Annotated in this window: 10 protein-coding genes; 3 read left to right on the top strand and 7 right to left on the bottom strand. The window is 43.8% G+C overall.

All coding sequences use genetic code 11. The features are described from left to right. Nucleotides 1-6 precede the first annotated feature (6 nt). From FHS86_RS05940 to FHS86_RS05910, 7 genes are all read right to left on the bottom strand, one after another. Nucleotides 7-1,071 carry a DUF4249 domain-containing protein gene (locus tag FHS86_RS05940; RefSeq protein ID WP_429412054.1) on the bottom strand — a complete coding sequence of 355 codons (1,065 nt, stop codon included), beginning with the start codon at nt 1,069-1,071 and terminating at the stop codon, nt 7-9. Nucleotides 1,072-1,074: 3 nt separating this feature from the next. Then, nucleotides 1,075-3,492, bottom strand: a complete 2,418-nt coding sequence (locus FHS86_RS05935) for a TonB-dependent receptor (protein WP_429412053.1) — start codon at nt 3,490-3,492, stop codon at nt 1,075-1,077. A gap of 358 nt (nt 3,493-3,850) precedes the next feature. Next, complete coding sequence (locus tag FHS86_RS05930) at nt 3,851-4,597, bottom strand: lysophospholipid acyltransferase family protein (RefSeq protein ID WP_429412052.1); 747 nt, start codon at nt 4,595-4,597, stop codon at nt 3,851-3,853. A 58-nt stretch (nt 4,598-4,655) separates the two neighbouring features. Beyond that, nucleotides 4,656-5,651: a beta/alpha barrel domain-containing protein gene (locus FHS86_RS05925; protein ID WP_429412051.1), complete on the bottom strand. Its 996-nt coding sequence runs from the start codon at nt 5,649-5,651 to the stop codon at nt 4,656-4,658. 23 nt (nt 5,652-5,674) lie between these two features. Further along, nucleotides 5,675-6,463 (bottom strand): PhzF family phenazine biosynthesis protein, encoded by a 789-nt coding sequence (locus FHS86_RS05920; protein WP_429412050.1) that lies wholly within the window; start codon nt 6,461-6,463, stop codon nt 5,675-5,677. A 45-nt stretch (nt 6,464-6,508) separates the two neighbouring features. Continuing rightward, the gene (locus FHS86_RS05915) at nt 6,509-6,985 is read right to left on the bottom strand and encodes an SRPBCC family protein (protein ID WP_429412049.1); all 477 of its coding nucleotides are present in this window, start codon (nt 6,983-6,985) and stop codon (nt 6,509-6,511) included. 267 nt (nt 6,986-7,252) lie between these two features. Next, nucleotides 7,253-8,119 (bottom strand): metallophosphoesterase family protein, encoded by an 867-nt coding sequence (locus tag FHS86_RS05910; RefSeq protein WP_429412048.1) that lies wholly within the window; start codon nt 8,117-8,119, stop codon nt 7,253-7,255. Nucleotides 8,120-8,299: 180 nt separating this feature from the next. Here FHS86_RS05910 and FHS86_RS05905 point away from each other — a divergent pair, with 180 nt between their 5' ends. The 3 genes from FHS86_RS05905 to FHS86_RS05895 are packed head-to-tail and all read left to right on the top strand — an operon-like array spanning nt 8,300 to nt 12,691. Next, entirely contained in the window at nt 8,300-11,281 is a 2,982-nt protein-coding gene (locus tag FHS86_RS05905) for a right-handed parallel beta-helix repeat-containing protein (RefSeq protein WP_429412047.1), read from the top strand. Between the two features lie 19 nt (nt 11,282-11,300). Then, nucleotides 11,301-11,981, top strand: coding sequence for a DUF4956 domain-containing protein (locus tag FHS86_RS05900; RefSeq protein ID WP_429412046.1), 681 nt, complete (start codon nt 11,301-11,303; stop codon nt 11,979-11,981). Continuing rightward, nucleotides 11,981-12,691, top strand: a complete 711-nt coding sequence (locus FHS86_RS05895; RefSeq protein WP_429412045.1) for a polyphosphate polymerase domain-containing protein — start codon at nt 11,981-11,983, stop codon at nt 12,689-12,691. Before FHS86_RS05900 ends, FHS86_RS05895 begins: the two co-directional genes overlap by 1 nt. Nucleotides 12,692-12,710 lie beyond the last annotated feature (19 nt).

Raw genomic sequence — 12,710 nt, 5'->3', positions numbered from 1 at the left:
AAAAAGTTATCGGTATTCAATGCCTTCCATAGGGTATTCACCAAAAGTGGTCTGGATGCTTGAAGAGGAGTAGCTTCCAAAGATTCCCAGCCCATTTTCTACATTGGAGTAAATGGTAACAGGTTCAACAAAGGGAATGTCGTTGTAATAACTTTGCGCATCGATCGACTTCATGTACAGATAGGCATCGCGGGTAATACTTTGAAGATAGATGGTGTAAGAGTAAAATTCACCTCTGTCTTTATTTAATAGTTTGGGTTTTTCCTTGTTGCCCCAATAGCCATAGTAGCCAGTCGACTGACTAAAACTTACTTCATAGTTTTCACCCTGAATCATGGCATCAGAAAATATCCCATAATCGTTCCAGATTCCTCCCAGAATGGGGCTGCTGGCGTCGCTGTTTTCGTAGGTGAAAACCGGATCGTTCGAGTTGAAATAACTGTAACTACTTGAACTTATGTTGATAAAATAAGAAGTGTCTGCCTCATTTATCACAGTGTATCCTTCTTTCCCCATTGTTTCTTTAATCACAAGCCGATAATAGTTTTCTGTGTCTGCCGGGTCGGTGAACTTTAGTTTGAATTTGAATTCAATCCTTTCTTCATATTCGCTGCTAACATGATTAGAACTGGTATCGATTCCTTCTATTTGAACAGGATAAGGAATGGTGGTACTGCAAATGGCGTCCTCAAAGTCGGGGTGACTGGCTTTTATTTCATAGCTTTTTCCCACCACGGCACGGGTATTCTTTCCCGAGTAAAAATAGATGGTATCATAAACCAATTCACCATTGTTATAATTGTAAGTTGGTGTAAGATAGAAATCGGGGCTTAGTGTTTCTACTTCCTTTCCATCTTCAAAAAGCAAAATATTCGCATTTCGCAAGGGTTCGATCTTTGCCTGATTGATACTTACATTGTTGTATAGTTGTACTTTAAATAAACTATCGGGAGTAATGAAGGCATTTACAACCAGTTGTTTGTCGATCAGGCTTTTTTCAAAGTCGATTTCCTCGGTACAGGCAAAACCTACAAGGGCAAAAAGGATGGTCAGATAGATATATTTTCGCATGGCTTAAAATTTAAATGAATAGGAAACAGAAGGAATGATGGGGAAGATGCTGAGTTTAACCAGTTTCTTCTCGTAAGTGTAATAGGTGTAATTCCCATCTTCAATAATCACCGGATTGTTGTAGTCTTCTTTCCAATAAATAATGAAAGGATTTTTCTGATTATAGGCGTTGTAAGCTGAAATGCTCCAGGTGCGGACGCCATGTTTTTTCTGCTTGTGGAAATTCATCCCGACATCCATTCGTTGATAGGCTGGCAAACGGTAGTTGTTGCGTGTGCTGTAGTGGCGTAATTTGCTGCCCGATCCCCAACTGTTGGGAATTGGTGCCACCGGATAATGGGAAAAGCCAACTGTCGCGGTGTTTCCGGTTCCATATACCCAGGTGGCTCCAATGTCGAAGCGATCGTTGAATTTGTGGGTTAACACAATGCTTACATCGTGACGACGATCGTATTTAGCCGGAAAGGTTTGACCGTAATTAATATTGGGAAATTTTCGTTCGGTTTTCGACCAGGTGTAGCCAATCCAACCTGTAGTTTTTCCAATGGTTTTTTCAAGCATGGCCTCTATTCCGTACGACCAGCCGCGTCCTTTCTCGACCTTGTCTTCCCAGTTGGTGCCGCTTCCCATAAATGAAGCGCCGTCCTTGTACTCAATCAGATTGGTCATCGACTTGTAAAAGCCTTCGAGGGTGAAATTCACACCATGGTTGAAGTTAATGGCTGTTCCCAGCGCCACCTGATCAGCTATTGGCGGTTCGAAACGTTTGGTAACCGGTACCCACAAATCGGTGGGGAGGTTAATGCCCGAAGTGGTTAAGAGGTGAACATGCTGGGCCATTCTCGAATAAGAGCTTTTTACCGACCAGTTTTCGCCTCCTTTGTAGCGCAGCGACAAACGGGGTTGTGGCCTGACAAAGGTTTCGTTATCGACAATGAAGGTCGACAAATGAAGGCCTGCATTCAACTTCAATTTTGCCCCGATGGTGATATCATCTTCAATGTAAGCTGCCAGTTCGTTGGCCCTGATGTTCCGGTTTCCAAAGGTGGTGTCAATACTGGCTTCTTCGTACATGGTGTCTTCGAGCTTAACCGTCGTTACTCCGGGAGTAAAATAATGATTGGTGTAGGCCAGGCCAAATTTTATTGCATGATTGGGAGATGCAAAATAATCGAAATCGGCTTTGGCAGTCAGGTCTCTGATGCCCGACGAATAATTAAAATACTCTTCTTCCTTCTTTTCTTCTACAACATCTTCGGTGCGGTAAAGGTATTCCATGTCGAAGTTGTAGTGACTGTATGTTACTGTTGTATTGCTAAACAGTTTAGGGCTAATCAGGTAGTTCCAGCGCAGCGATGAAATGGTATTTCCCCAGCCCAGCCCGAATTGGTCGGTGTATTTACGGGTTACTTCATTATCACCCCATCCATTGTCGTATTCATCGCCACCATATCCCTGGTCGCGTCCGTGGTAACCACTCCAGTAAAGCCGGCTGCGTTCTGAAGAGATGTGGTTCAGCTTCAGATTATAATCGTGAAAATAGGCCCCTGCTTTTACATTGGTGTCTTCTGTTTTGTTGAAAAAGGCGATAACGGGTTTGGCCAAAACGTCAACGTAGGTACGGCGGGCCGATACCATGAATGAGGTTTTGTCCTTGACAATGGGCCCCTCAAGTGTTAGTTTGGATGAGATCAGGCCGATGGAAAAATCTCCTTTTAGCTCTTTCATGTTTCCGTCTTTCATGCTGATGTCGACTACCGATGAAAGCCGTCCGCCATAGCGTGAAGGAAAGCCGCCTTTGTAAAGCTTCACTGTTTTGATGGCATCGGGATTGAAAACCGAGAAGAAGCCCAGTAGGTGCCCGGCATTGTACACTGGTACCCCGTCGAGCAGAAAAAGGTTCTGGTCGGGGCCACCACCGCGCACATAAATACCACTGGTGCCTTCGGTACCGCCCTGAACTCCGGGCAACAACTGAATCACCTTGAGCACATCGGCTTCTCCCATAATGACCGGTACTTTCTGTAGTTTCTGAACCGGCAGGTCAATCATGCTCATCTGGGTTTCTTCTACCTTGTTTTGCTGGTTGCCAACTACCGTTATTTCATCGAGCTGACCGGTATTGGCTTCCAGTTCGATGTTCAGTGTGAGATCGCCGCTTAGTTTTATCGGAAATTCCTGCGATGCATAACCAACGTAGGAAGTTACCAGTGTGTGCTCACCGGCAGGTAACGATATACTGAAGAAACCATAGCTGTTGGCCGAGGTGCCTTGCAGGGTGCTTTTTTCAAAAAGGTTGGCATTGGGCAGCCGCTCACCCGAATTGGCATCGCTAATGTAGCCACTGATGGTAAAACGCTGCGCCTGAACTGCAAATGTGATTAACATAAACAGGAACACGAGGGGAAATACGTTTCGCATTGAATGTTTGGTTTAAGAGTTTAAAGGCTTGATAAAATGTATTAATATGAAATAGTGTTTAAGTTTTTTCGCTTTCTAAACGATCATGGTTTGGTTAATATTGTTGTAGTTTATTTATTTCGATGGCCAAACAATGTCTCTGTCTGTTATAACAATTAAAGGATATAAGTGAGATCCGAAGGCAAAAATATACAATGTGAACATTATAAGAAGTTAATAATTCTTGTTTTTTGCTAACAAAAAGCAAAAAGTTTTAACAAAGCTTATAATGATTAATAAGAGTGGTAATGTGTAGCTATGTCGATTATTAATGCATGCGACACAAAAAATGGTTTATTATTTTCAGAAATAGCGGTGCTTAATTCTTCGGTGTAAGCTCGAGTAGTTGTTCTATTGACTTTCTGGTAGCTGTTTTTAGTTGTAGGTAATCTTCCGATTGAAGCGGAGTGCCGTAAAACAGTTTAACCTTTTTTACCGGCTGCCACATTTGTCTGAAAAAGTGAGCGATGAAAGTATCATCACCAATCCATACATCTCCTTTGTCGTGGTAGACGATGGCACAGGGGACAATGTCAACTTTCAGATCGGCAGCAATTTTAAAGCTGCCGTTTTTGAAAGGCAGCAGTTCGGGCCCTTTGCTGGTGGTTCCTTCGGGGAAAACAGTCACTGGCATGCCGCCTTCAACCGATTCGCGTATGCGTTTCATGGTGTTGAGCAGGCTGCTTAGTTCTTTTCGATTCACGGTGATGATGTGTCCGGCCTTGAGGGTTTGCCCAAGAATGGGCCACGATTTTAATTCGGCTTTGGCGACAAAGGCCGAAGGCGAATAGGCGGCAATGAGCAAAATGTCGAGATAGCTTGTATGGTTGGGCATGATGATGTATTTGCCTCCGGTGGGAGGTGCATTGTGTTCAACTTTAATTCCCAGTATCCAACAAACTATCTTCCCCCAGTTACGCATCGACCAGAAATGGTATTTCCCGGTGCGAAGACTGATTCGATATTCTATGTAAACGATGAAAAGAAAGAAAAATGAGACCATCAGAACCAGTAATAATCTGATAAAAGCAAGTGGAAATAAAAGTAGTCTGAATAAGTTCTTCATCGTAAACGCTTAATCACAAACCTGAAATGGTTTAATTTCTCATGCTACAGCACTGTTTTTATCCTCGGAGGCTAAGGAAGGCTTTTGCAAACTGATAGCCTTGTATTTCGGCTTTGATAAAATTGACCAGTGCCTGTTTCGATACCCTGGCCTGCTTCAATACGGCACCTGCCATACCATAAACTGCTGGTAGCATCGATTTTTCGGTGTAGTAGTAGCCATCAAGAAAATTGTTGATCCCGCCTGAAACAATTAATTGCTTGTTCATTTCGGGGTGTTGACTGACAATGCGGTTAATCATGGCTGTCATTTCGTTGGCGTTGTGCCCGAAGGTAGCCAGCGGATAAAGGTGAGCAGCTTCACCATCGCGTTTGCGCATCAGTTCGATGGTAGCAAAGTTGGTTCCGCCAAAAGCAGCGAACTCAATTCCGTCGATGTTCATGCCAAGCAGCTTTTCAAGACTTTTAGGCCCCATGCCCTGACCCACTTCTTTCACAATCAGGTGGTAGGCGCCATTTACCACTTGCGAAAATTCTTCGATGGTTTCGATGGCAGGGCGCTGAAAGCGGTCGCCTTCAGGCTGGAGCCATTCCTGGCTGGGGTTTACATGAATGAACAGGCCGTCGGCTCCAAGGCGACTCACCAGTTCGTGTATGCGCTCACCCTCACCCCGGTCGAGCATTTTTTCGATCTGGGCTATCCCCAGGTTGGCATAAAAAGGAAGCTGTTGACCTATTATGGGGCGCAGGTTAAAATCGTCGAAAAATTCGTCGCTTCGCAAAAGTGAACGGCACGATCCAAGTCCCATGCCCAGTCCAAATTCGGCACTTACTTCGGCCAGCCGGTGATTGATGACTCCGGCCTCGGCAGTACCGCCTGTCATGCTCGAAATCCAAAGCGGGTGCCTCATGGTTTTTCCCAGAAAATTGACAGTAATTTCTGTGGTCGGATGGGGATGTAGCAGCGGTTCGTAGTAAAATCTTTCATCCGAAATGAAAGAAGCCGGTACCGAGCTGGCTGCCATATTGATGTGATCGCTTTTACGCTGACTCATTTTTGTTTTGAAGTTTTTAATGTTTAAACGCTAATGGTTCCTGTGAGATAGTGAAGGGCTTTGCCTCCTATTTTTACTCTTTTGCCGGCGTACTCACAATACAGGGTGCCGCCGCGCTTAGATAACTGTTTCGCGGTCATTTTTGTTTTTCCCAATTGCATATGCCAGTATGGAATAAGTGTGGTATGAGCCGAACCGGTTACCGGATCTTCATCAATTCCCTCGTGCGGAGCAAAAAAGCGCGAAACAAAATCGCAGTCCATACCTGGTGCCGTAATGATGATTCCTCTTAAATTGATTTTTTTCAACAGTGAAAAATCAGGACTGATGTTTCTTATTTGTTCTTCATTATTATAAACCAACATCAGGTCGCTAATACCCTTGTATGCTTCAATAGGCCGGAGACCGATTGCGCTGATTACCTCTTCGCCGGCTACCGTTTTTTCAATCTGGTCGCAGGGAAAATCCAGTTCAATAATTTCATTCTTCCGGCTTACAAAAAGCTGTCCTCTGTTTGTTGTGGTGAAGGTAAGTAGCGGCTTTGGGTCGTTCAGTATGTTAAAAAGCACATAGGCCGAGGCCAGCGTTGCATGTCCGCACAATTCTACTTCGGTAAGCGGGGTAAAATACCTGATGGCATAGCCGTCGGCATCGGAAACCAAAAAGGCCGTTTCCGAAAGGTTGTTCTCCATGGCTATGTTTTGCATCGTTTGCTTTTCGGGCCATTGGTCCAGAATAACCACTGCTGCCGGATTGCCGGAAAAGGGTGTTTCGGCAAAGGCGTCAATCTGGTAGAGTTTTACTTCGTTCATGCTGGCTGCTTTTGTTTCGTGTAAAGGTAGGTTTTTTTGTGCTGCTTATCCAAATAAGCGCCGAAGTGTATGATGCCGGAACGTGAAAATCTGGCGGAGTTTTCTTTTGATGAAAAGCGCATGCACCAGCTGCCCCAGCCACCCGAAAGGTATTTTGTAGCTTACTTTGTCGAACATCATTGTGCCATCGCCATCGGCTGTAAACCAATGTTCATGATGCCACATGCGATAGGGGCCAAAACGCTGTTCATCAATGAAAATTTCGTTTTCCCTCACCCTGGTTATCTCTGTTACCCAGTTCGACTTGACGAAGGGGAGAATCCCTATTTTGTAGGTGATAATCTGGCCTTCATAAGCTTTTTTAGTATTGCCCGAAGTGATGTTGAATCCCATTTCGGGCGGGGTAATACGGGCCAGGTTCGCCGGCGATGAAAAGAAATCCCAGGCTTCGTGCAAGGGCATGGGCAGGCGCTGTGTTGCTTCGAGTGTATAAATACCTGAGTGCTTTGTGATTTTTACCATGGTTTTGTTGTGTTTTTGCTTAAGAAACAAGGACGAGGGTATTTTGTTTAAGTATTCAAGTTTGAAATATAGACAAAAGACAAAAGATGATAGACAAAAGATGATAGACAAAAGATGAATGATGAATGCATATTTGAACGAAAGAAGAAATAGTGCAGAGCGCAGAACTGATGACTTCAATTCTGGCTCGCAGTGGAAAGCAGTCATGTCAGTTGTTCTTTTCAAAACAACTTATTTTCTATGTAAAGCTGTCATTTTTTTAAGGAGTCAACTTCCATTTTTATTTAGGGGAACCTGGTAATCTTCGAGTTGACCCATGCCATTCCGTTCATTTCCGTTGAGGTGAATGAGCCTGAAGCGACAACTCCCATCTTCCATCACTTCGGTAATTACCAGATTGTCGCGGTCACCGCTTCCCATTCCGCTGGCAATCAGGGTAATGTTGTCGCTTCGATCGTACATGCAGGGAGTTCGGTCAGCGGCACAACCCACATCGCCCGCGAACAAAACGACCTGATTGGGAAGACTTTTAAGCAACGGTTCGATGTCGTCATAATAGTTGGTGCTGCCCGGGTAGTGTGGTGCCCAGTTGATGATCACGTCGCTGTAACGGTTTTCGGGACTCCACCAGATCAACTCATGCATGAAAATGAAAATCAGGTTACTGCTGTCTTTGTTCTCCGAAAGTGTCTGTTTTAAAAAACGGAGCTGTTCTCCTTCGATGTTCCAGTTGTCGGGATTGAGCAGGATGAACAATTCGTTGTGATGATAAAATGAATCGTAGCCATTGCCAAAGCGATTCTTAAAAATTGGACCACGGTCGTGATTTCCGGGCGTAATGTATCTGGGTACTTTAATTCGGTTCAAGTCAAGAGTCAATGAGTCCCAGTAGGCTTGGGTGGGTTGGGGAACCACGTCGCCTGTGAATATTCCCAGCGCCATTTGCGGGTAGTTGTTCAGATACGAAATGGCTGAGTCGAGTGGAGGATGGAACCCATACTGATAATCATTGGGATTACCATATACATGGCCGGCAGTAAAGAAGGCATATTCTACCTTTTCCTTGTGTTTGTTGCATGCCGCAAACAAAAGGAGGGTATAGAAGAAGAAAAGATATTTGACTATTTGTTTCAAATTATAATCTTTACTTTCGAATAATTCGTTTTTTCTTTTAAATAACATACACTTGTTTGGATGCTTTTTGAAAAATAGTACGATTTCAGCAATAAAGCAACACAAACAAAGTTATTGAATGATGATGTATGGCCATTATTTACCTGAAAATTTTATTTTTGCCCCTAAATTGAACCAGTAATGATTGCTCGCTTACCATACCTCGTCTTACTTTTTTTACTGATATTGAGTTCCTGTCGGCCTGATAAGGTCAACTTACTGAGTGAAGACTGGGAGTACCTGTGTACGGCCGAAACCCTTAATAAGGAAGGTGACCATTTTACCGATGCTTATCACCCGTCGATATTATTTCGAAACACCGTAGCACGAAGTGATGAGCAGGCAAAGGAAGGCGCTTATTCCGTGAAACTGACCAAAGACAGGCCCTTTGGCTTTACCATTCAGTTTCCTCAATGCAGCCCCGATGAGTTTTTCAGATTAACAGTATGGCGAAAAAGCACCAATGATAAAGGAGTGATTGTGGCCAGCACCAACGATGGTTTTTACGTGGCATCTGATAAGGTGTACGAGCGAGCCGATAATGGCTGGGAAAAACTAATTCTTGAGTTTTTTGCTCCTGCAAATCTTAAAGAGAACATTTCGGCCTATGTATGGAATAACGGTGCCGATTCGGTTTATTTCGATAATTTTTATATCGAAAGAAAAACAGAAAGAGATTATCCTGAATACAGTATTGACAGTGCTTTGAAATTGTATTATGATGAACAGGCACAGCGAAGCATCGATGCCACCCGTTACCGGGCTTTCGAAGAAGGAACTTTGATTGTAGGCGATGATGATTATGTTGAATCACTGTTTTTTGCCGACGATGATTATTATGAAGCTAAAATCAGGTTAAAGGGCGATTGGCTCGATCATGTACAGGGCGACAAACTTTCCTTCCGGATAAAAACCAAAACAGATTATGCATGGCGGGGCATGAAGAGCTTTTCTGTTCAAACACCACCAACCCGTAACTTTCAGCATGAATGGGTGCTTCATCAAATGCTTTTTAACCATGATATGTTAACCACGCGTTATGGCTTTATTCCACTTTATAAAAATGGAAAAAGCAATGGCATTTACGCCTGGGAAGAGCATTTTGATAAACAACTGATTGAGAGTAGTAATCGACGTGAAGGTCCGATTGTACGTTTCGACGAGTCCCTGTTCTGGCTCACCAACAACCTGAATCATAATGACAGTGATACAGGCTACGACATCCCTTTCTTCGAAGGAGCGATGATTACGGCCTTTAAACAGAACAGCATTCTTGGAGATCCGCTGTTGAAGCGTGAGTTCATCGAAGCACAAGCACTCATGCATCAGTTTCAGTATCGAAAAGCCGAAGTTTCATCGATATTCGATGTGGATAAGCTGGCAGCTTTTTTTGCAATAAATGTCTTGAATCAGGCCCATCACGGACTGGCATGGCACAATATTCGCTTTTACTACAACCCTGTATTGTGCCGGCTCGAACCCATTACTTATGATGGAGGCTATTATGAAGGAACTCCTTTCGCTTATGAACCCTACCTGAGTACTTTCGAGGAAGTTAGTGGTCCTATACGGAGCTACGATGCAATTCAATTCTGGCCTTTTCGCGACCGCTTGTTCATGAAACACTATGTCGAATGGATGTCGAAGGTGGGAAGCGAAAACTTTGTTCGTTCCCAACTTGCCACGATGGAAGAGACCCTGCGTTACGATGAGAAACAACTGCAAAAGGAATTTCCTTATTATCATTATAACCCAGACCATCTTTTTTCATTTGCCGACAGTATCAGCAGGTATTTACCACAGTTAAAGGAAGCTGTGGCCGATAGTTCATTTTATCGAAGGACCCGTTCGGTGGATTATCACCCCATGCACCGAAATAAGAAATACAACGATCAACTGGTTGTTCGCATGGTAAACCTTTATCTCGACCGAAGCAGCGATGGCCGTTACTTTCTTGAGGTGGAGAACTTTTTCGGGGATGAAATTGAACTGAGAAGCGGGAAAATGAGCAGTGATATCTTTGACAATGCCTTTGAAAAGCCGCTTCGGGTCGCACCTTTCGCTGAACCCTATCAGGCAACACGTTTTGAAATTGATCAGCCTTATAATGAGATTTCCGTTCATTTCCCCGAAGCAGGAAAAACCATTTTGTTGCCGGTAAATCCCTGGCCGGCACCGCGCAGTATCAGTTCGAGACAGCAGGTGGAGGCTACGGTAAAGTTTCCACAGACTGATTTTTACACAGTGAAAAACAAGCAGCTTATTTTTGAGGGAAGGGTAAATATTAACCGACATGTGATTATACCGGCAGGATATCAGGTAGTTGTCAAAGCTGGTGCAAGTATCAATATCACCGATTCAGCCACTTTTGTTTCTTATTCTCCACTGTACGTAGAAGGAACCATTGAACGACCAGTACTCATTCATTCGGAGGATCATAGTGCCAGGGGCTTCAATATTTTTCAGGCTGGTGAGCGTTCACAGCTAAAGCATGTAACATTTAGTACTTTAAGCAACCTGAACTTTGGCGGTTGGTTCACGCCCGCAGCTGTGTGTTTTTACGAGGCTGATGTCGACATGGAAGAAGTTACATTTATGAACAATATTGCCTGCGACGATGCGCTGAATGTGGTTCGAAGTGATTTTTTTGTTGAGCGATGCAAATTTACTGATACCTTTGCCGATGCTTTCGATTCGGATTTTTGCACCGGAACAGTTACACGTTGCGAATTTACCCGTCCCGGAAACGATGGCATCGATTTCTCAGGAAGCCAGATACTGATTGATCAATGTATTATTACCGATGCAGTCGATAAAGGGGTAAGTGGAGGTGAAGGTTCAACATTGAGAGTGACTAATACCAGTATTAGCGGAGCGAACATTGCCATTGCCTCAAAAGACCGTTCAAAAGTTATTGTAAATAATTGTAAGGTGAATGGCAACGTTTATGGCATGTCGGCATACGTTAAAAAACCAGAATACGGTGCAGCACGCATCGAGGTGAATAACACTGATTTTAAAGATAATATGTTTCTGCATCTTATTGAAGAGCAGTCAGTATTGTTATTTAACAACAAAACCATCAAAGGATCGGCCCGAAAAGTGGCTGAACGATTTTATTAAAAACCCTTTTTGAAACATTATGGACAAGTGGAGCTTATTTCAAAAATTTCTGATCACTGAAAATGCACAGGTGTCGGTTGTTGATTTCCTGATCAATTCTGCCTTGCTAATCGTATTAATGGTGATACTATCGTTGACCTACAGTTATTGTGCCCGCTCATTGTCGGGGCGAAAAGCTTTTGCAGCCAACTTTGTCATCATTGCTTTTACTACCATGCTGATTATTTCAATTGTTAAATCATCGCTGGCCTTATCGCTGGGTTTAGTGGGTGCTTTGTCGATTGTTCGTTTCAGGGCAGCCATTAAGGAACCCGAAGAGCTCTCCTATCTTTTCTTCAGCATTGCTGTTGGGCTGGGTTTTGGCGCCAATCAGCGCCTGGTTACGGTGGTGGCCTTTGGTGTTTTGTTGCTGATTGTTTGGGTACGCTATTTCCTTACCAACAAAAGCGAAAAGCAAAACCTGTTTCTGAATATCAGCAGTGACGATCCTTCCAAAGTGCGTCTTTCGGTCATTAAAGCGGCCATCGATAAAGTACTCCCGGCAGCTAAACTGACCCGTTATGATGAGTCGGCCGGCATGATTGAAGCCTCGTGGTGGATTGAAGTTAAGAAAACAGAACAGTTGGAAGAATTGCACCGTGAACTGGCTGCCATTTCAACAGAAGTAAAAGTTTCGTTTATCGAAAACAACGGATATTAATGCAACAACCCGCTAACTATACCACACTCGATAATTACCGTTTTGAAAGAAAATTTGTAGGTAAGAAGACCGATCTGCCAAAAACGGCCTTGCTGTTAAAAGCACATCCCGAATGTTTTCGTGCGACCTATGCTTCGAGGCAGGTAAACAACATTTATCTCGATACGCCTCTTCTTCTGTATTATGCCGATAATCATCATGGTAAGGACAATCGGGTTAAATTCCGCATTCGTTGGTATGGTGCATTGAATGGGAAGGCCAATCAGCCAATTCTCGAGATTAAGATCAAGAAAGGGCTGGTGGGAATCAAACGATCATATCCTTTGCAGCCCATCGAAATTAATGAAACACTCGACCGTGAAGGGCTGCTGCGTGTTGCTGCACTCAGCGATTTGCCCGATGAGGTGATGGAGCAGCTTAAACGGCTTGAGCCGGTATTGGTAAATTGTTATTCACGCAGCTATTACGAGAGTTTCAATCGTAAATTCAGGATTACCCTTGATTCCGATCTACAGTATTTCCATTTTAACCGGCGCATTTCATGGGAAAACCGAAAAACCGAGCCCGACAAATTTGTGCTCGAAATGAAATACAATAACGAATATAACGACGAAGCATCAAGGGTGACGCAACTGCTGCCATTTCGTTTGGCGAAAAACTCGAAATATGTAAGCGGCGTCGATTTTTTCTACCCGGGAATTGCGCACTAGGAGCGTATCTTTGCTTAAT

This window comes from Roseimarinus sediminis (assembly GCF_050433125.1).
GTDB lineage: Bacteria > Bacteroidota > Bacteroidia > Bacteroidales > Prolixibacteraceae > Roseimarinus > Roseimarinus sediminis.
This window is presented reverse-complemented; position numbering and strand designations above follow the sequence as displayed.

What these genes read in the sequence shown, in the direction of transcription:
- FHS86_RS05940 (WP_429412054.1), bottom strand. Translation starts at nt 1,071, where the DNA reads ATGCGAAAATATATCTATCTGACCATCCTTTTTGCCCTTGTAGGTTTT.
- FHS86_RS05935 (WP_429412053.1), bottom strand. Translation starts at nt 3,492, where the DNA reads ATGCGAAACGTATTTCCCCTCGTGTTCCTGTTTATGTTAATCACATTT.
- FHS86_RS05930 (WP_429412052.1), bottom strand. Translation starts at nt 4,597, where the DNA reads ATGAAGAACTTATTCAGACTACTTTTATTTCCACTTGCTTTTATCAGA.
- FHS86_RS05925 (WP_429412051.1), bottom strand. Translation starts at nt 5,651, where the DNA reads ATGAGTCAGCGTAAAAGCGATCACATCAATATGGCAGCCAGCTCGGTA.
- FHS86_RS05920 (WP_429412050.1), bottom strand. Translation starts at nt 6,463, where the DNA reads ATGAACGAAGTAAAACTCTACCAGATTGACGCCTTTGCCGAAACACCC.
- FHS86_RS05915 (WP_429412049.1), bottom strand. Translation starts at nt 6,985, where the DNA reads ATGGTAAAAATCACAAAGCACTCAGGTATTTATACACTCGAAGCAACA.
- FHS86_RS05905 (WP_429412047.1), top strand. Translation starts at nt 8,300, where the DNA reads ATGATTGCTCGCTTACCATACCTCGTCTTACTTTTTTTACTGATATTG.
- FHS86_RS05900 (WP_429412046.1), top strand. Translation starts at nt 11,301, where the DNA reads ATGGACAAGTGGAGCTTATTTCAAAAATTTCTGATCACTGAAAATGCA.
- FHS86_RS05895 (WP_429412045.1), top strand. Translation starts at nt 11,981, where the DNA reads ATGCAACAACCCGCTAACTATACCACACTCGATAATTACCGTTTTGAA.